Genomic DNA, 19,898 nt, shown 5'->3' with positions numbered 1-19,898 from the left:
GAGTAGCGAAGAGGCTAAACGCGGCGGACTGTAAATCCGCTCCTTCGGGTTCGGTGGTTCGAATCCACTCTCTTCCATTTTTTATAGGGGTATAGTTTAAAGGTAGAACTACGGTCTCCAAAACCGTCAGTGTGGGTTCAATTCCTACTACCCCTGCCATTTTTTGTTTTGGCGATATTGGCGAAGTGGTTAACGCACCGGATTGTGGCTCCGGCACGCGTGGGTTCGATTCCCACATGTCGCCTTTTATAAGGTTATATCAAGTAATAATTAATATGGCGGTATAGCCAAGTGGTAAGGCAGAGGTCTGCAAAACCTTCATCACCGGTTCAAATCCGGTTACCGCCTTACACGAGTTATGCCGGTGTGGCGGAATTGGCAGACGCGCTGGACTCAAAATCCAGTTCCAGCAATGGAGTATCGGTTCGACCCCGATCACCGGTATTATTAAGTATTATAGAGAGTATTAGAAAACATGAAAGCCCATTGATTGGGCTTTTTTTGTACGCTAAATTATGAAGAATAATACGAAATTATAGAAAGTTGAGCTTTTGTTGAACTTTTTTGGCTCTTCGTCAACTGTTGTTGGTGGATAATAGTATGAAAATTCTAATCACTTAATAATTAGAGTTTTTTTGGTATAAATTTTTAAGTGTATAAAATATTCTGGTATTGAAATCATATAATAATTTTTTAACTGATATATATACGTCTAACTTTTTAATTACATTTCAAACATCTTGATAGTAAATCATAGTGTACAACAATATATAGATAGTATATATTGTTGTACACTATATATTGTTGTTTTTAAGAGGATAATCAAGTAACATATATTTATTGCTGTAAGAAAAGGAAGGTCACTTATGAAAAAAGTAGAGGTAAAGTTAGATATGCAAGTGCCTGACATATTTGAAAAGCGTGATGGTCGAAAAGTTGATTTTGCATTACGTAAAGTTTTAAGTAGTACTTTGCGTCGATTAAATAGTAAAAAAAATCAAGAAAGCTATCAGGAATTACTATTACATAAATTAAGTAATTATCAAAAAATTAATGCCCAAACGATGTATGGCTTAGTTATAGCTACATATCGTGAATTAGGCTACCGTGATGCATTGGATAGCTTTCAGGAATATAGAATAAATGATGAAAAATTGTGGAAAGAGCAAACTGATCCAGCTGGTCGTTTGGATAAATTATTAAATAAAGATGATACAATTGTTCATGAAAATGCTAATAAGGATAGCAATGTATTCAATACACAACGTGATTTGACGGCTGGGACAGTGGGTAAAACTTTGGGATTAAAATTAATGCCTGAATCACTAGCTAAAGCACATTTACGTGGTTCAATTCATTATCATGATTTAGATTACACACCCTGGAGTCCTATGACTAACTGCTGTCTGATTGATTTTAAAGAGATGTTAACAAATGGATTTAAAATAGGAAATGCTGAAGTTGAAAGTCCTCATTCAATTCAGACCGCAACTGCGCAAATGGCACAAATTATTGCTAATGTAGCCTCAAGTCAGTATGGTGGTTGTTCTGCAGATAGGGTGGATGAGTTACTAGCGCCATTTGCTGAATTAAATTATAAGAAGCATTTAATAGATGCAAAAGTATGGATTGGGAATCCAATAAAACAGATAGAATTTGCTAAACTTAAAACAAGCAAAGATATTTATGATGCCATGCAAGGATTAGAGTATGAAATCAATACTTTATTCTCTTCGCAAGGACAGACGCCGTTTACTACGTTAGGTTTTGGGTTGGGTGAAAGTTGGATTGAACGAGAAATTCAAATCTCAATTTTAAAAATTAGAATAAAAGGATTAGGTCGTGAGCATCGTACGGCAATATTTCCTAAATTAGTATTTACAATAAAAAAGGATTTAAACTTTAAACATGGGGACCCTAACTACGATATTAAGGCCTTAGCTGTTGATTGTGCTACGAAGAGAATGTACCCTGACATATTAATGTATGACAAGATAAAAGAGCTTACGGGCAGTTTCAAGGTACCTATGGGCTGTCGTAGCTTTCTGCAAGGATGGAAAGATAAAAATGGTAATGAAGTCAATTCTGGGCGTATGAATTTAGGCGTTGTTACAGTTAATTTACCACGAATTGCTTTGGAATCCGAAGGTAATATTGATTTATTTTGGGATATCTTTAAAGAGAGGATGCAGGTTTGTAAAGAGGCATTAGTCTTTAAAGTTAACCGTGTCAAGGAAGCTATCCCAGAGAATGCACCCATTCTATATCAACATGGTGCTTTTGGCGAAAGGTTAAAAGCAGACGGAGATGTTGATGATTTATTCAAGAATCGTCGCGCTACGGTCTCATTAGGTTATATTGGACTATATGAAGTTGGAACTGTTTTTTTTGGACCTAATTGGGAAAAAAATGAAAAGGCGCATAATTTTACGATTGACATCGTTAAACGCCTCAAGGAGTATTGTACAGATTGGTCAGATGAATACGATTATCATTTTAGTGTTTATTCAACTCCTAGTGAATCCTTAACAGATCGTTTCTGTGTATTAGACACTGAAAAATTTGGTGAAATTAAAGATGTTACAGAAAAGGAATATTATACAAATAGTTTTCATTATGACGTTAGGAAAAATCCAACTCCGTTTGAAAAATTGTCGTTTGAAATGGAATATCCTAAATATGCATCAGGTGGATTTATTCATTACTGTGAATACCCAAATTTACGTCAAAATCCTAAGGCTTTAGAAGCAGTCTGGGATTGGGCTTATGATAAAATCGGCTATTTAGGAACTAATACCCCTATTGATCATTGTTATAAATGTGGTTTTGATGGTGAATTTAACCCAACTGAACGAGGATTTGAATGCCCTAAATGTCAAAATCATGATCCAAAAACATGTGATGTTGTTAAAAGGACATGTGGATACTTAGGTAATCCACAGCAACGTCCGATGGTTCATGGACGTCATAAAGAAATTGCTTCTCGTGTTAAAAATATGACTTTAGGAATGGTTGATGATGGAACGACAAAAGAGAGTTAAAGCACCACGAAATCCGAAACCTAAAGAATGGATTGCCAGTGAGTTAAGCCAACAGTATATTGCATCTTATAAACCATTTAATTTTGTTGATGGTGAAGGGGTTCGTTGTAGTTTATACGTTAGTGGCTGTTTATTTGCTTGTCCGGGTTGTTATAATAAGGCAGCGCAAAATTTTAGATATGGGACACCATATACAAAAGAGCTTGAAGATCAAATAATAACTGATTTAAGCGAAGACTATTGCCAAGGATTAACTTTATTAGGCGGAGAGCCTTTTGTTAACACGCAGGTTTGTTTAAGCTTAGTGAATCGTATTCATGATACTTATGGATGGACGAAAGATATCTGGTCTTGGACTGGTTATACATGGGATGAATTAATGCTTGAATCTGATGATAAACTTGAATTACTTTCAAAGATTGATATTTTAGTCGACGGTCGATTCGAATTACCAAAAAAAGATTTAACTTTGCAATTTAGAGGTAGCTCAAATCAAAGAATTATTGATGTTCAAAAATCATTAATTGCGGGTGAAGTTATTCTCTGGGATAAATTGTTAAGATAAAAAACTTGTCACAATACCTTGTATGTAAGGTGTTGTGACAAGTTTTTTTAATAATCATTTGGATTCGCGATAAGTGGTGAATAGTCATTCATATCAGAATCTCTATAGTCCCACCATTCTTCAGAATATCCGATAAAACCAGCAGTTATCATAGCGTTATTTAGTATATCGTAATTTATTTGTTGTTGAGGTGTTCGTTTATAATTTCTTCCAGCTCGTTCTGAAAAGTCGTCAAATTCACTTTGCATGTTAAGCTCGTGGCCATCCATATCACAGATAGTTAAATCAAATGTCACGCCTTTTTGATGACTGAAATTAGGATTTGGCTTCGCTACAAAATTAGGATCGGGATAAACGTCAAATAATTTTTTTTGAGCAGAGACTGGTCTGTAGGCGTCCCAAATTTTTAAACGATAGCCTTGAGTTTTGAGTAATTGACTTGCGATACCAAGTTTCTTAGCTGTTCCTGTTCTAGCGATTGCTGTAGAAAAGTCATAAATAATTTGGTTAGTAAAGTTGTCTTTTGTAGCATAGCGTAAATCTACAATAATATTAGGATCAATATCTTTAATATTTGTAAAACCGAGTTCAATTTCTGATAACATGATAGACCCTCCTAGCGAAGAATTTCGCCCATTTCATCATTATAATAAGAAAGTTTAGGAAATATAATTTTAACTGTAGTACCTTCATTTTTTGGAGATTCAATTTCTAATTGGTGACCTAATTTTTGACTTAGTTGATTTGCTAAATAAAGGCCTAATCCGGTTGCATTTTGGTTGAATTGACGCCCGTTATTCCCGGTAAATCCTTTGTCAAAAACGCGAGCTAAATCTGCGTTCGGGATACCAATGCCATTATCTTTAATGGCTAATATCGTTTCTTTTTCAGTATCTTTAAGAGAAATAACGATTTCACCATTATTTGGTGTGTATTTTAATGAATTGGTAATCACTTGATTTAAGATAAAACGTAGCCATTTTGAATCAGTTAGAACGGAAATATCTGTACTGTTAAAAACGAAACGAATATGTTTTGAAAAAAATAAGTTCATATTATCCCGAATGACAAGATTAACTACTTTTTTTAGTGAATCATCTTGAATTAAATAATCATTTGAAAAGCTATCTAAACGAGAATAATAAATCACTTGTTCAACAAAATTTTCAATGTTTTTTAATTCAATTTCAGTTTGCATGACTTGTTTTTCAGATAGCTTGCCATCAGATGTTTCAATTAGTAACTGAATAGCAGCTAAGGGAACTTTAATATCATGAATCCAAGCATTTAAAAAATCCTCTTGTTCTTGTTGTTTAGACAAGATATTATTTATTTGTATTTGATGATTGTTTAATAGGGCATTAACATAACCCTGATATAAACGTTGTTCATTGGAATGTGCACCATTAATAGGAATCAATAAATCTGCTGTTGCTGGATCAATTGGTAATTTAAATTTTTGGTACCATTGATGATTAATCCAGTAACGTGTTACAACAAAAATACTTGATATAATAACTACCAGAATATCTATATATAATAATGTAGATAAAACAATGTTATGGAATGGATCAAACCACAATACAAGATTAATTAAGAGAATAACTAGAAGGAAAAAGATGATTGTTGTAATTCTATCTGAAATGTACTTAAAAAATGTCATTAGTGTCTCCTAAGGGATAAGATAACCTTGTCCTACCTTTGTCTCGATAAAATTGGGTAATCCAGCTTGTGCTATTTTTTTACGAACGCGATTAATATTAACGGTTAACGTATTGTCATCAACAAAATGTTCGTCTTCCCAGAGTTCTCGAAGTAATTTTTCACGGCTAACAATTTTCCCTGTCTGACGCATTAAATATTGCAGTAACTGGTACTCATTTTTTGATAAATCAATAATTTTATCGTTAAATTTTGCAGTTCCATTTTGTAAATTCAAAAAAAGGCCATTATGCTCGAGTGTTTCTGGTCCCATTTCTGCGTAATTGTAAGTGCGTCGTAATAATGCAGAAATTTTTGCAACTAAAACTTCCATTGAGTAAGGTTTATTTACGAAGTCATCGCCACCCATATTCATTGCCATAACCATATCCATATTGGTATTTCGGCTTGAGATAAATATAATTGGTACATTTGATATTTCACGGATTTTTTTACACCAGTAAAAGCCATCAAAATCGGGTAAATTAATGTCTAATAAAACTAAATGTGGTTTTTTTTCAATGAATTCAAGATCAATTTCACTAAAATTATTAATTAAAATAGGGTTGAATCGCCATTTTGCTAGACTATCTGCAGTAATGTTGGCAATTGTTTTATCATCTTCAACAATCATTATACTAAACATATTATCACCTCTTTAAAGTAAGAACTATTTACCCTACAATACCGGTTTTTAGCATTAAATTCAAATAGATAAAAAGCGTAAATAAATATTGGCGTAATTATCCTATATATAGGATAATACTTGGTAATAGGAGAAATGAAATTATGACATTTATTGAAGTAGATCACGTTAAAAAAATTTATGGAATGAAGTTTAATAGATCGACTGCAATTGATAATATTTCGTTTGTAATTGATTCAGGAGAATTTGTTGGTATTATGGGACCATCTGGTGCAGGAAAAACGACGTTATTAAATATGATGTCGACTATTGATAAGCCAACTTTTGGACATGTTAGAATAGATAACCAGGATATAACACAATATAATGAAAAAAAATTGTCTGAGTTTAGAAGACAACAGTTAGGGTTTATTTTTCAAGATTTTAATTTACTTAATTCGTTGACTATCAAGGAAAATATAATTTTGCCCTTAGCATTGGATAAAGTAAATGTAGAAATAATTGAGGCAAAACTTGCTAATATTGCTAATATTTTAAATTTAAATAATATTTTAAAACATTTTCCAAATGAAATTTCAATTGGTCAACAGCAGAGGGTTGCAGTTGCACGAGCTATTATAACGGCACCCAAAATGTTATTCGCAGATGAACCGACAGGAAGTCTAGATTCAAAAGCAGCTACGGAACTATTGAAGTATTTAACAGACGTGAATGAAAAGCAAAAGATGACGCTCATGATGGTAACTCATGATGCATTTACAGCTAGTTATTGTAAAAGAATTATTTTTATTAAAGATGGGAATATCTTTGCCGAAATTAGGCGAGATGGCTCTAGAAAAGAATTTTTCCAAAAAATAATTGATATGCAAGCAGCTATTGGTGGGGGAAAGCAATGAAACCACTAGTGAATATTGTTTTTAAAAGTATTTGGCGCAGTTTATGGGATTATTTAATTTACATTATTGCTAGTGCGATAGCAGTTACAGTTTATTTTTCATTTTTGTCAATGTCAATTAACAAAGAGTTAACACAAAATGCGCGCGTAGAGTTACCAATTTCTGTTACTTTACGTATTAGTAGTTTTTTAATTTTGATTTTTATTGCTTGTTTCATGATGTACACTAATCTTTTTGTGGCGAAACGGCGAGAAAAAGAAATTGCTGTTTACCATCTTCTTGGAGTGAAAAAAAAAGAAATTGCGACAATGCTATTTATTGAAAATTTAATTCTAGGTAATATAGCATTACTGATTGGTTTAGTGGTTGGTGCGATCTTTTCTAAATTATTTGCTATGATTTTGTTGAGGGCTATGTTTATTGTGGCAGATACCAATATTATTATATCTTGGCATAGTTTAATTAGTACAATAGTTATCTTTAACGTTATCTTTTTAATGATGTCAACTGTTAATGCAAGTGTTATTTATCGTAAACAATTAGTTTCATTGTTTAAAAATAGTGATAATGCCAGTGTCGAAAAATTTGGACCATTTAAACGATTTATGGCTATCATTAGTATCTTTTTTATTATTGTACCTTTATTTATGGCAGTAAATTTTGAAAATTTGGGACCTATTTTTAATGTTTGGTTACGTAAAAATGATTATTTTTTAGCAGTATTGATTATTGCAATTATGATTATCTTAGGGACTCTTTTGATTTTTAATTATTTGGTGCCGATAATGATAAGTATGATACAAAAATGGCGACATTTTATGTATCGGGGTGGTAGGCTACTTGCTTTTTCTAATTTAAAAGTCAGTTTAAGACAAAATAAGGTCATCTTAAGTTTAATGACTTTATTAATAATGTTCTCTTTATCTGTATTTATTGGAGTGGCTACGTTGTATTCATATTCCCAAAAAACAATTGATCAAGTGGCACCAGCTCATTTTATTACGGACGATTATCATTTAAAAACTGTAAAAAAAGTATTAAAACAAAACAATTTAATAGTGAAACAGCAAGTAAGTGGACATCTTAAAATTGTACCGATGAAAACAAGTGTTCAATTAAAAGCAAATAATCAAAGTGAAGCTAAAATTGTGCCAATTACAATAATGTCAGAAACAGATTATAATCATGCGCGTAAAATTCAAGATGATTTAGAACCGATTAAGATTAAATCGAATGAGACAGTTATGATTTTACACAAGTTAGCAAGATATCAAATTAATGATGATAACCAGCTCATTCAATTTAAGCAAAAATCAATGAACAAATTAAAGATAAAAACATACTTAAGTACGTTTCCGTATGGTGAAATACATTACATTCAAAATTTGTTAATTGTTAAAGATAGTGTCTACAAACGTGTTGATAGCAACACAAAATATGGACTTACAGCTATTAATATTAAAAATTATCAGGAATTTGCACAATCTAAAAATGATTTCGGACATAAATTAGATAATCAATCTAAAGAACAGACCTATTTGCAGCAGACAGGGACAACATTATCGAATGTCCGTTATAAATTTTCTAATCAAATTAAGTCAAACTACCATTATCGAAATTTGGGTGTGAGAAATCAAGTTGAAAAAAATGTTAACGAATTAGATGGGTTTTATATTTATATAGCATGTTTTATTAGTATTATTTTAGTATTAGCAACTTGTAGTATTTTAATGTTACAACAAATGATAGATCTTAGACAAAATCAAAAAACTTATTCACTAATGCAAAGTCTAGGTGTGACCAAAAAAGAGATTAAGCGAATTATTTATCAGCAAACAGCCAGTTTATTTTTAATTCCGGTTATTTTAGGATCGATAGAAGCAATATTTACTTTTAATATTTATGTCGCATTATTTGATCAACCTAACCTAAATGTTCTCATTTTCTTCTGGGGGACCTTCTATGTGATGTATTTAGGCTTATTTTTAATTACCGTGAGAGTGTTGAATCGGATAATAAATAACAGAGTTTAAGAACGGTTAAATGATTAATAGCCTAAAAGTTAGAAAACTTTTTAGGCTATTTTTTGGTTGGAAATTAAACATTTTTGGGGAATAACTATTGTAAAAAAATAGCTAATTAATGACTTGTTTGAGTCATTAATTAGCTATTAATATCGTTTGTGGAATACGGATTGTTTTTAACTAATTGGATTAATCTTTTATATTAATTAATTCATTAACAGAATACACTGCGTCTATGGGAGTAATTTGAAACTCACTTTCATAGTACTTTAACTGTTTATAATTTGACGTTTTACGCCAATTAATAAAATCAGATTGTTGCTTCCAAATTGTTAAAAAAACATAATTATAACCTTTAGATAAAGACTGTAATGTGTAAAAAGAAATGATACCAGTTGGTTTTGTTTGTTCATTAATAAAAGTTTGTACTTGAGCTAAGTAAACTTTACTTTCTTCATCGCTCAAAGTAATATATTTAAAATGATAAAAACCTTGCCATGAATCCATTCCTACATGATATCGAACACGGAAGTCTAATCCAGAGTAGAAAATAGAATTATCATCTGATGTGTCTAATAAGTAAGAATTATTGTACTTATTAATTGGATTAAGTAGAATAAATGATCGGGATGGATTATTTCGAATTATAGACTTTAAAAAATATTCAGCGCCTAATGCTGTGTTTATATGATTTAACAAAGATACATCTCCCATTTACTTTAATTCATTATTAAGTATAGCCCAAAAAAAGGTATAATAGAGTCAAAAGTAACAGGAAGGACAATTAAAAATGAAGTTGACAATTTTAGGATTCTATGGGGGTTATCCTGCCCATACAGTTGGAACTAGTTCATATTTAATTCAGAGTAATGGTTTTAATTTATTGTTGGACTGTGGAAGTGGAGCAATGCTTAGTCTAGAACCTAAACTAGATTCCTTGAAGTTAGATGCAGTTGTTTTATCACATTATCATCAGGATCATATCGCAGATGTCGGCGTTTTACAGTATAGCTGGCAGATTAACGGTGAACAAGTGAAGCAACCACTTCCTATTTATGGGCCATCTATTGATCAAGAAGCATTAGCAAAATTAACTTGGGCAAATGCGACAATTGGAATAGGATATAAGAATAAAGAAGTTATAGACATTGGGCCTTTTACTTTTGAATTTTTAGAAACAATTCACCCAGTGCCTACATATGCTATGAGAATAACGGAACGGGCAACTGGGAAGGTCTTTGTTTTTACAGCTGATACGGCGTATGACGAAAAATTAAATGAAATTAGTCAAAATGCAGATATATTAATGACCGATACAAACTTTTTTGATGATAAAATTGGCAAAAAATGGCATATGACATCTACCGAGTCTGGAAAGTTTGCTCGTTTAAATAATGCTAAAAGATTAATTTTAACGCATTTACCAGCAAATGGTTCCCACGAATTATTAAAAGAACAAGCTGAATTATCAGCTGGCAATAATATCGATATAATACTCGCAAAAAAATATTTAGAACTAATTTTGTAATCGGATACATATTGTTAAATTTTTTTAACAATATGTATCTTTTTTTTGAAAAATAAAATAATGATAAGATTGTTGCAAATAAACGATTAAGTGCGTGTTACGTACTTTTAGTAAGTATATATCGAGTGTAAAGTATATTAAATAATTGAGATAGCAAATTATTTTTCATTCAATAAATAATAATAACTATAAAATATATGTAATATCATACTCGAAATATAAAAAACAATATCAAAAATGATGTCATTTAATCATTTAATAATGAACACAAATGAATTAAATGTATTATTAGTAAAAATATTAATTAGTAAATTTTTTTAATAAAATGGTAGTAATTTGTTTGATAATAAGTTACAATTGTTTTATAGGAATTGATAAATTTTTTATTAAAAGGAGAGAGCGCATATGGTAACTTTATATACTTCACCAAGTTGTACATCTTGTCGAAAAGCACGTGCATGGCTTAAGGAAAATAATATTCCATTCCAAGAACGTAATATTTTTTCTGAGCCTCTCAACATTGATGAAATTAAAACAATTTTGCAAATGACTGAAAATGGAACAGAAGAAGTTATTTCTAAACGCTCAAAAGTTTATCAGGAACTAGATATGGACTTAGACGATTTACCACTTCAAGAATTATTCTCATTAATTCAAGATAATCCTGGTTTATTACGTCGTCCTATTATTCTAGATGAAAAACGATTACAGGTTGGATATAACGAAGACGAAATTCGTCGCTTCTTACCAAGGGATGTACGTGCTTTAGAATTACAAAAGGCACAATTACTTGCTGGATTTTAATTAATTTAAAATTAAATAATATTGAAACATTAGTTTTTAATAAGGTAACATGGTAAAATTCAGGAAGACGCATTCCTGAATTTTTTTTATTTAGTTTAAACTACTTTACAAATAGTAAATTTTAGATAGAATTAAGGTCAAGTTATCAGAAAGATGGGTGATTAGTAATGAAAATGGAAAAAATAAATGAAAATACAATTCGTGTTTTAGTTGAAGATGAAGATTTATCTAAAAGAGGTATTACTGTTTTAGATTTATTAGGTAATAGAACTCAAATTGAAGATTTCTTTTATAGTATTTTACGCGAAGTAGACACGGAACATGAATTTGAAAATAATGAAGCAGTTACCTTCCAGGTATTACCTAATCGAGATGGCTTGGAGTTATTTATCAGTCGTGGAAAGCCAGACGAGACGCAAAATCCGAAAGAAATAAACATTTCTGATTTATCTGAGAATGATGATCTAGGAAGCTTTATAAAAGATAGATTAGCTGAGCTTGAAGACAGTGACAATGACTCACAAGATACTGTTGGATCGGGTTATAAAAAATCTGCTCAAACAAGAATGTTTGAATTTGGGGACTTCGAAGATTTTATTCAATTAGCTAAAATTTTTAGACCAACAAATACACAAAGCAATTTATTTAAAGTCCAAAATAAATATTTTTTAGAACTAATTTTTGATAAAGATAATACAACAAAAGAAACAATCGAAAATGATATAGCTGTCGCATTAGAGTATGCACAGGTTGTCTCATCGACAGGACCATTTATGGAAGAACGTGGTAAAAAGATTATGTCATCTGACGCACTCTCTGAGGCAAGAAGATACTTTAAATAAACAAACTAATCGAAAAAGGTTAGTTTGTTTTTTTGCGTATTTAAATTGTAACAAGGGGTAATTTGAATGATATTTGCAAAACAAGAACACGTAGATGAGTTGGTATGCGCAATAAATTTTAAGCAAAACAATAAATATTTTTGTCCTGGTTGCGGAGAGCGTGTTGTCTTTAAAGAAGGCCCGCAAAAACAAGCTCATTTTGCTCATTTTAAAAAGTCATGTCATTTTTTTTCAGAAGGTGAAACGAAAATACATGTCACAGGGAAAAATTTAATTAAAATGTGGGCAGAAAAAAGACATAAAAGAGCAGATATTGAGCAATATTTGCCTAAACTAAAGCAACGACCGGATGTTTTAATAAATTTAAAAAATAGCCAGTTAGTCGTAGAGTACCAATGCAGTCCGTTGACGCTAAAAGATTTTAACAAAAGGACTGACGGTTATAAACAAAATGGGTATCGTATTTTTTGGATTCTAGGGATGAAACATCGTTTAAATAAAAAATTAACACAACAACAAGCAATGTTTATAAATTTCCATAAAAATATTGGTTATTTCTTAGTATTTATCGATACTGAGCGACAGTGTTTAATTTTAAATTATGAATTATGGTTTGAAAATTTATATGGTATTCGTTACTGCACAAAAGTATTTAATGATGTAACAGACTTAATGGTATTTATCAAAAATAATTGTAGGAATAAAACTTTGAATTTGTCACCAGCAGACTTGTTCCGTCAATTGACTAAGTTAGAGAAAAATTGTTATTATTTGAATCATTATTTAAAGCAACAGATTGATTTTTGCTACATGCAGCGATATTATTTTATGGGATTTCCGATATATTGCTTGAGTCAGACGCGTCTTCCGCCAATCTATCGACATGATGACTTTTTTTGGAGAATTCGAGTTATTTTAGATTTGCAAAAATATACCACTGATGTTATTTCGAAAAAAGAGCTTGAGTTATTATTTAACCTGCAACAAAAAATCACAAAAACTCTTTTTGAAATGCCACTTGTTGGTCATCTAGCAATTAAACAAGTTAATAATGCATATATTAAGGGTTTAATTAAAAATCATATTTTAATACCAATTAAAGAATCCGAAAATTATCGAATTGACAATCAGATTGTATGGTCCAGTGATATATCGCTAAAAATGGAAAATTTACAGTTGAGGCATACATTTATTTCAAATTTTGATTAAAAATATGTTATCTTATAGGAGTAAATAAACGATATTCGGAGGCTTTTTATGACAGTAGCTAAGCAATTACCAAAGCGTGAAGAGGTACCAGAAAATTTAACGTGGGATGTAGAAAAAATATATGGTTCAGATTCATTATTTGAAGAGGATTACAAAAAAATTGAAGAATCTGTAGTAACTATCGCTAACTTTAAAGGTACATTGAGTCAAGATAGTACAACAATGTTACGTGGATTAGAAGCTATTTTGGCGCTTGAACGGATGCTCGAAAAAGTATACGTGTATGCGAATTTAAAAAATGATCAAGATACAGAAAATTCAACATATCAAGCTTTAAATTCAAGGGCTGGCGCCTTGGCAGCTAAGGTATCGGCTGCTATTTCTTGGTTTGAACCTGAAATTATTGCGATACCAGAGGATACTTTAAAGCAATTTATGTCTGATAATCCTGATTTAAAAGGCTATCGTCATTTTTTTGATAGTTTATTATTGGAGAAGGATCATGTCCTTTCGCATGCTGAAGAAACGCTCTTAGCTGGAGCAGGGGATATATTTAGCGCCTCTTCTAAAACGTTTGAAATACTGAACAATGCTGATTTGAAATTTCCAGTTGTTCAAGACGAACAAGGTAATGATGTTCAATTATCACAAGGTATTTATGGGGTCCTTCTAGAATCAACTTCTAGAAGTGTTAGAGAACAGGCCTTTAAAAAATTATATGAAGTCTATGGTCAATTTCAAAACACACTAGCTTCAACACTTTCAAGCCATGTTAAAGTTCATAACTATAGTGCACAAGTTCGACATTATAAAAGTGCCAGAGATGCGTCATTATCAAATAATCAGATACCTGAAGTTGTCTACAATACACTAATTGAGCAGGTTAATAAGAATTTACCGTTGTTACACCGTTATGTTGCATTACGTAAGAAAATTTTAAAAGTTGAAAAATTACATTCATACGATTTATATACACCAATAACAGGCGAACCCGCACTAAGTTACACGTATGATGAAGCGAAAAGTGAGGCATTAAAAGCCTTAGATAAAATGGGACCTGATTATCTAAGTCATGTTCAAGAGGCATTTGATAACCGTTGGATTGATGTTGTTGAAAATCAAGGTAAAAGAAGTGGTGCCTATTCATCAGGTATGTATGATACAGCACCATATATGTTATTAAACTGGCAAAATAATGTAAATAATCTTTATACATTGGTACATGAAATGGGACATAGTATTCATAGTTACTATACGCATCATAATCAGCCTTATTTGTATGGTGATTATCCAATTTTTTTAGCAGAAATTGCGTCAACAACTAATGAAAATACGTTAACACATTATTTATTAAAGACTCAAACAGATCCTAAGGTTAGGGCATTTTTACTTAATTATTATTTAGACGGGTTTAAAGGAACTATCTTCCGTCAAACACAATTTGCAGAATTTGAACATTGGATTCATGAGGAAGACGCGGTTGGAAACCCACTAACGGCTGATAAACTGTCTAAATACTATGCTGATTTAAATCAAAAATATTATGGAGAGAGTTTAGAACGTGATCCAGAAATTGCAATGGAATGGTCAAGAATTCCGCATTTTTATTATAATTATTATGTCTATCAATATGCAACAGGGTTTGCTGCTGCAACCACTTTATCTGAGGGAATCACTAGTGGAAAACCTGATGCATTAGAAAACTATTTGAATTATTTGAAAGCTGGGAGTTCAGATTTTCCAGTTGATGTCATGAAAAAAGCAGGTGTAGATATGACTAAGTCAGCATATCTAGTTAACGCATTTGCTGTATTTGAAGCAAGATTGAATGAATTAGAGGCATTATTACCTCAAATCTTAGAGAAATAAAAAATACGTAACTTAGTTAAAAAACTAAGCTACGTATTTTTATTTTATAAAACGTATAGTTGGTTTTGAGGGTTAATTGCTTGATGTAAGTCATTTTGAATATTAAAATCACCAGCACAAACTTTCGAAATATCTACTAAATCAGCATCTGGGAAGGATACACCACAGTCTAGACCATCAATATTATTAATGACGATTGTGGGATGCATTGTAACGTTCATATCATTGGCAATTTTTTGATCATTTTTAAATGATTTTTTTGCTAACACTGAATGTCTATCTTCATTAAACATTTCCCAGTTTAAGTTAACTTCTTTAGCAACTCGTTGAATGAGCTCTTCTGAGTAACAAGTGCTATCTTGAACTAAAGCCGCTTGAATTGCCATTAAGAAATCACGTCCACGTTTTTTTCCTTGAAAAAGAGCTGCTTTATAATCTAAAGCGGCTTGGTAAATTGACCCAGATAACACATTTCGAAGCGCTAAGTTACGTGTATCAAGATTTTTTTCAATCATGACATTGTGCACTGTTTGGATGTTTAACATGGGTACAAATTGGAATGAGATTTTTTGGGGAGATAGACGAATAAAGTCTAAAACCTTTTGTTCAGATTTGAAGCATTTTGTACCTAATGGGTTGACAAATAAATAAATTTCTAGCAAGAGTACTCCTCCAATTATAGTGATTAGATTTAAAATCGTGTGGGGTTTGATTTCATTTCTGTTTTAATAACTATTACCACTTTACCAAATTTTTTTTTTTTTTCAATTATTAACACTTAATTAATAACAGATATTATTAAAATTACTTGTTTTTTGAAAGATTTGGTAACATTGTGAGGTTAATTCGGAACTGAATCACTAATTTATGCTAAAATGAGATGAGTAAATTGAATAATAGAATAGAGTGATAAAATGGTAGAAGATTGGAAATATTTCTTTAGACCCTATGAACAGGCCGTTTCAGAAATGAAAATAAAAATGCGTGGTTTAAGAAAACAGTTCACGGGTATTGGTCAACATTCGCCAATTGAATTTGTGACAAGTCGGGTTAAATCAGTTGATAGTATTTTAGAGAAAATTGAACGACGTCAAATTTCTGAAGAACGTTTAGAAACTGACATGCAAGATATTGCGGGTATTCGCATTATGTGCCAATTTGTTGATGATATTTATCAGGTTGTTGACTTATTACGTTCTCGAAATGATATGACCGTTGTAGAAGAACGTGACTACATTACTAATAAAAAAGCGAGCGGTTATCGCTCATATCATATTGTACTTAAGTACCCGGTTCAAATGATAAATGGAGAAAAAAATGTACTTGTTGAAATTCAAATTCGCACGTTAGCTATGAATTTTTGGGCAACGATTGAGCACTCTTTAAATTATAAATATCAAGGAGAATTTCCTAGCCAATTAAATGCACGGCTCGAACGGGCAGCAGAGGCTGCGTTTAAATTAGACACTGAAATGTCCGAAATTAGAGAAGAGATTCAAGAAGCGCAGCATTTATTTTATGGTAAGGGTTTAAACAAAAAATAAACATTAGGTATCATGGGCGTCAGGAAAAGAGGGTTACGAATGAAAGTTGCTATTTTCGAAAATGATGGGGAAAAATCGCAAAAAGTTGGTAAAGAACTGTATCAAAAACTAACGGATGCACATATCGTAATTGATAATAGTCATCCTGAAATTGTGATTACGGTTGGTGGGGATGGAACTTTGCTTTCTGCTTTCAAACATTACCAAGATAACCTTGAAAACATTAGATTTGTTGGCGTACATACAGGGCATTTAGGTTTTTATACGGATTGGCGAGATGATGAAATTTCAGATTTAGTTACTAGTCTCCAATCAGATAATAAACAATCAATTAATTATCCATTATTAGATGTTAAAGTTGATTATTTTGATGCAGAATCAGAAAGATTTCTTGCATTAAATGAATCAACCTTAAAAAGGATTAACAATACAATGGTAACGGATGTTTATATTGGTGATCAGTTATTTGAAAAGTTTCGTGGAGATGGTTTGTGCATTTCTACGCCTACTGGATCTACTGCCTATAATAAATCGGTTGGTGGAGCGGTTATTCATCCCGAACTCGAGTCAATACAAATGGCAGAAATTGCGTCTATTAACAATCGTGTGTTTAGGACGCTAAGCTCACCAGTTATTGTGGCTTCAAATGATTGGATTACACTGAAACCAACACAAAGCAGTGACTTTGTTTTTAGTATAGACCAAGAAATCTATCATAATCGGCAAATTAAGGCAATTAAATATAAAATAGCGAAGGAACACATTTGTTTTGCCAAATATCGACATAATAATTTCTGGAAACGTGTAAATGAGGCGTTTATTGGTAGTGATTATGCAGATTGATTGGCAGTATACAGGGACGTCTCCTCAAAAAGTGAAGACTTTTCTGAAAAATGAAGGTGTATCTAGGCGATTACTTGCAACGCTTAAGTATTGTGGTGGTAAGCTATTAGTCAACGATAACGAGCAGTGGGCAATTGACTTCATTCAAACAAATGATAAAGTGAGTATTGTTCTACCAGCTGAGAAAAATAAAAATGAATTAAAAAAATCGTTTGTACCAATTGATATCGTTTTTGAAGATCGCGATTTTTTAATTATTAATAAACCAGCACATGTTGCCTCAATTCCTTCATATTTACATCCGGAGGATACCTTGATTAATCGTGTCGCAGGCTATTATCAAAATCGACATTTAAATGATTTTATTCCACATATTGCGACGCGACTTGATCGTGATACGAGTGGGTTAGTATTGTTTGCTAAACATCGATTTGCTCACGCTTTATTGGATCAACAGTTACAAAATCATCTAATTAAAAAGTACTATACAGCATTTGTCGAAGGACAGATTGAAACTCCGCATGGGACAATTGATGAGCCAATTATGCGTGATCCAGAATCATTCATTAAGAGGCAGGTTGGCCATGGGGAAGGTAGTCAAGTAGCTTTAACTGAGTATTGGTTAGAGAAATCTGTAAAAGGTATTAGTCAATATAAAATCCAATTACATACGGGGAGAACACATCAAATTCGTGTTCATTTTGCATCCACAGGGCATCCCTTAGTTGGTGATACATTGTATGGTGGGCATATAATTATGCCAATGCAACGCCAAGCGCTACACTGTAGTGAAATTGAGTTTTATCAACCATTTACACATGAACAGATAAATGTTCAGAGTCACCTTGCATCGGATATGCAAAAATTTATAAATAAAAAATAAACGAGGTATTCATCATGGTGGATACAGAAAAATATAACCAAATAAAAACTGAAGAAATTATTGATTCGCTTGAAAAGAATCAACAATATAATTTTCACAATGAATTTACAGATTTGCATGTTTATGAGCAAGCTGAGATTTTTTCAGTGCTTAATAAAGAGCAACGCCAAAAGGTGTATCAGTACCTGACGCCTAAGGAATTGAGTGACACATTTGATGCCGCTGAAGATGATCCGGAAGATGTTGTTAAATATTTTGATGAAATGTCTCTAAAGTATGTGGCTGAGTTATTAGATAATATGTACACTGATAATGAGGTTGACCTGTTGGGACAACTGGATCAGCATAAATTAGCGAGATATTTAGGTCTGATGGATAAAGATAAGGCCTATGAAATAAAAAGTCTGCTGCATTATGAAGATAAGACAGCTGGTGCTATTATGTCAACTGATTTTGCCTCAATAACCTCAGATCAAACAGTGAGTTCTGCAATGCGTACTTTAAGAGAAGAAGCAAGTGATGCGGAAACAATTTACTATGATTATGTTATTAATAATGATCAGCGTTTGATGGGGATTGTAACATTACGTAATTTATTAATGAGTAATGAGAAGGCGTTAATTGGAGATATCATGACGACACCAGTTATGTCTGTTAAAGCTGATGACGATCAAGCAGACGTTGCCAAGATGATTCGGGATTATAACTTTTTAGCAATGCCAGTTACAAATTATGATGAACAATTAATTGGTGTGATTACTGTTGATGATATTATTGATGTTATTGATGAAGAATCGGCTGAGGATTACTCTGGTTTGGCCGGTGTCGATACTGAAGATCAAACAGAAAATCCATTTAAAGCAGCATCAAAACGTTTGCCATGGTTGATAACGTTATTATTTTTAGGTATGTCAACGGCAAGTTTAGTTAGTCATTTTGAAGGGTTACTGAGTGAAGCAAGTATTTTAGCTGTCTTCATTTCATTGATTACAGGAACGGCCGGTAATGCCGGAACACAAAGTTTAGCTGTTGCTGTTCGACGCCTAGCTGTAAAAGATGACAATGAACAAAGTGTGCTTAGACTAATTATAAGTGAAGTTTTCACTGGATTAGTAATTGGGGTTGTAACGGGTATTTCCGTCACTTTAATTGTCGGACTCTGGAAGGGTAACTTTGTTCTCGGGATGGTGATAGGACTTGCAATGATGTGCGCTATTACGGTGGCAAATTTAGCGGGTAGTTTTATACCAATTTTAATGGATAAAATTGGTGTTGATCCAGCAGTTGCATCAGGGCCATTTATTTCGACATTGAGTGATTTAACTTCTGTGTTAATTTATTTTAGTATTGCACAAGTATTCTTAAAATTTTTTATTGCGACTTAAAGAAAAACTTAAAAAGGTTCCAACAACTTCAGATTGAGTGATGTAATAATCCCTTTATGGTTGTCAGATGAAATAATATAATTTCATCCGATAATCATGGAGGGATTTTTGTATGTCC

The 19,898-nt window shown here is 32.1% G+C and carries 18 protein-coding genes and 4 tRNA genes; 17 read left to right on the top strand and 5 right to left on the bottom strand.

Annotation, left to right across the window (positions count from 1 at the left end):
- Positions 1–85 precede the first annotated feature (85 nt).
- From AC1RP4_RS07460 to nrdG, 6 genes are all read left to right on the top strand, one after another.
- Positions 86–159: transfer RNA gene (locus AC1RP4_RS07460), tRNA-Trp, on the top strand.
- A gap of 12 nt (positions 160–171) precedes the next feature.
- Positions 172–244: transfer RNA gene (locus tag AC1RP4_RS07455), tRNA-His, on the top strand.
- 33 nt (positions 245–277) lie between these two features.
- Positions 278–348 (top strand) — tRNA-Cys (locus AC1RP4_RS07450).
- Positions 349–360: 12 nt separating this feature from the next.
- Positions 361–444 (top strand) — tRNA-Leu (locus AC1RP4_RS07445).
- Between the two features lie 422 nt (positions 445–866).
- On the top strand, positions 867–3,041 hold the full coding sequence (nrdD, locus tag AC1RP4_RS07440; RefSeq protein WP_481761980.1) for an anaerobic ribonucleoside-triphosphate reductase: 2,175 nt from the start codon (positions 867–869) through the stop codon (positions 3,039–3,041).
- The gene (gene nrdG / locus AC1RP4_RS07435; protein WP_481761979.1) at positions 3,016–3,606 is read left to right on the top strand and encodes an anaerobic ribonucleoside-triphosphate reductase activating protein; all 591 of its coding nucleotides are present in this window, start codon (positions 3,016–3,018) and stop codon (positions 3,604–3,606) included. The genes nrdD and nrdG overlap by 26 nt, the downstream gene beginning before the upstream one ends.
- Before the next feature lie 47 nt (positions 3,607–3,653).
- Here nrdG and AC1RP4_RS07430 read toward each other — a convergent pair whose 3' ends face one another.
- The 3 genes from AC1RP4_RS07430 to AC1RP4_RS07420 are packed head-to-tail and all read right to left on the bottom strand — an operon-like array spanning position 3,654 to position 5,953.
- A complete protein-coding gene (locus AC1RP4_RS07430; RefSeq protein WP_481761978.1) occupies positions 3,654–4,211 on the bottom strand; it encodes a M15 family metallopeptidase in 558 nt (185 codons plus the stop codon).
- 11 nt (positions 4,212–4,222) lie between these two features.
- Complete coding sequence (locus tag AC1RP4_RS07425) at positions 4,223–5,269, bottom strand: sensor histidine kinase (protein ID WP_481761977.1); 1,047 nt, start codon at positions 5,267–5,269, stop codon at positions 4,223–4,225.
- 9 nt (positions 5,270–5,278) lie between these two features.
- Complete coding sequence (locus AC1RP4_RS07420; protein ID WP_481761976.1) at positions 5,279–5,953, bottom strand: response regulator transcription factor; 675 nt, start codon at positions 5,951–5,953, stop codon at positions 5,279–5,281.
- Between the two features lie 140 nt (positions 5,954–6,093).
- Here AC1RP4_RS07420 and AC1RP4_RS07415 point away from each other — a divergent pair, with 140 nt between their 5' ends.
- The gene (locus AC1RP4_RS07415) at positions 6,094–6,849 is read left to right on the top strand and encodes an ABC transporter ATP-binding protein (protein WP_481761983.1); all 756 of its coding nucleotides are present in this window, start codon (positions 6,094–6,096) and stop codon (positions 6,847–6,849) included.
- Positions 6,846–8,882 (top strand): ABC transporter permease, encoded by a 2,037-nt coding sequence (locus AC1RP4_RS07410; protein WP_481761975.1) that lies wholly within the window; start codon positions 6,846–6,848, stop codon positions 8,880–8,882. Before AC1RP4_RS07415 ends, AC1RP4_RS07410 begins: the two co-directional genes overlap by 4 nt.
- 180 nt (positions 8,883–9,062) lie before the next feature.
- On the opposite strand, the gene AC1RP4_RS07405 is transcribed toward AC1RP4_RS07410, so the two are convergent.
- Positions 9,063–9,572, bottom strand: a complete 510-nt coding sequence (locus AC1RP4_RS07405) for an antibiotic biosynthesis monooxygenase (protein ID WP_481761974.1) — start codon at positions 9,570–9,572, stop codon at positions 9,063–9,065.
- 91 nt (positions 9,573–9,663) lie between these two features.
- Between AC1RP4_RS07405 and AC1RP4_RS07400 the strand changes: the two genes are divergently transcribed.
- The 5 genes from AC1RP4_RS07400 (at position 9,664) to pepF (ending at position 15,125) form a co-directional block, all read left to right on the top strand.
- Entirely contained in the window at positions 9,664–10,401 is a 738-nt protein-coding gene (locus AC1RP4_RS07400) for an MBL fold metallo-hydrolase (protein ID WP_481761973.1), read from the top strand.
- A gap of 405 nt (positions 10,402–10,806) precedes the next feature.
- The gene (spxA, locus tag AC1RP4_RS07395) at positions 10,807–11,205 is read left to right on the top strand and encodes a transcriptional regulator SpxA (RefSeq protein WP_481761972.1); all 399 of its coding nucleotides are present in this window, start codon (positions 10,807–10,809) and stop codon (positions 11,203–11,205) included.
- Between the two features lie 167 nt (positions 11,206–11,372).
- Positions 11,373–12,047, top strand: coding sequence for an adaptor protein MecA (locus AC1RP4_RS07390; protein WP_481761971.1), 675 nt, complete (start codon positions 11,373–11,375; stop codon positions 12,045–12,047).
- A 66-nt stretch (positions 12,048–12,113) separates the two neighbouring features.
- Positions 12,114–13,256: a competence protein CoiA gene (locus AC1RP4_RS07385; RefSeq protein WP_481761970.1), complete on the top strand. Its 1,143-nt coding sequence runs from the start codon at positions 12,114–12,116 to the stop codon at positions 13,254–13,256.
- Positions 13,257–13,304: 48 nt separating this feature from the next.
- Positions 13,305–15,125, top strand: a complete 1,821-nt coding sequence (gene pepF / locus AC1RP4_RS07380) for an oligoendopeptidase F (RefSeq protein WP_481761969.1) — start codon at positions 13,305–13,307, stop codon at positions 15,123–15,125.
- Positions 15,126–15,169: 44 nt separating this feature from the next.
- On the opposite strand, the gene AC1RP4_RS07375 is transcribed toward pepF, so the two are convergent.
- Positions 15,170–15,787 carry a DsbA family protein gene (locus AC1RP4_RS07375; protein ID WP_481761968.1) on the bottom strand — a complete coding sequence of 206 codons (618 nt, stop codon included), beginning with the start codon at positions 15,785–15,787 and terminating at the stop codon, positions 15,170–15,172.
- A gap of 252 nt (positions 15,788–16,039) precedes the next feature.
- Here AC1RP4_RS07375 and yjbM point away from each other — a divergent pair, with 252 nt between their 5' ends.
- The 4 genes from yjbM to mgtE are packed head-to-tail and all read left to right on the top strand — an operon-like array spanning position 16,040 to position 19,780.
- Entirely contained in the window at positions 16,040–16,669 is a 630-nt protein-coding gene (gene yjbM / locus AC1RP4_RS07370; RefSeq protein WP_481761967.1) for a GTP diphosphokinase, read from the top strand.
- Positions 16,670–16,708: 39 nt separating this feature from the next.
- A complete protein-coding gene (locus AC1RP4_RS07365; RefSeq protein WP_481761966.1) occupies positions 16,709–17,512 on the top strand; it encodes an NAD kinase in 804 nt (267 codons plus the stop codon).
- Positions 17,502–18,395 (top strand): RluA family pseudouridine synthase, encoded by an 894-nt coding sequence (locus tag AC1RP4_RS07360; RefSeq protein WP_481761982.1) that lies wholly within the window; start codon positions 17,502–17,504, stop codon positions 18,393–18,395. Before AC1RP4_RS07365 ends, AC1RP4_RS07360 begins: the two co-directional genes overlap by 11 nt.
- 17 nt (positions 18,396–18,412) lie before the next feature.
- A complete protein-coding gene (mgtE, locus tag AC1RP4_RS07355; RefSeq protein ID WP_481761981.1) occupies positions 18,413–19,780 on the top strand; it encodes a magnesium transporter in 1,368 nt (455 codons plus the stop codon).
- Positions 19,781–19,898: the final 118 nt, after the last annotated feature.

Source organism: Dellaglioa sp. CoH-56-MRSF-10, assembly GCF_056782175.1.
The sequence above is the reverse complement of the archived record's forward strand: the minus strand, read 5'-3'. Positions and strand labels throughout refer to the sequence as shown.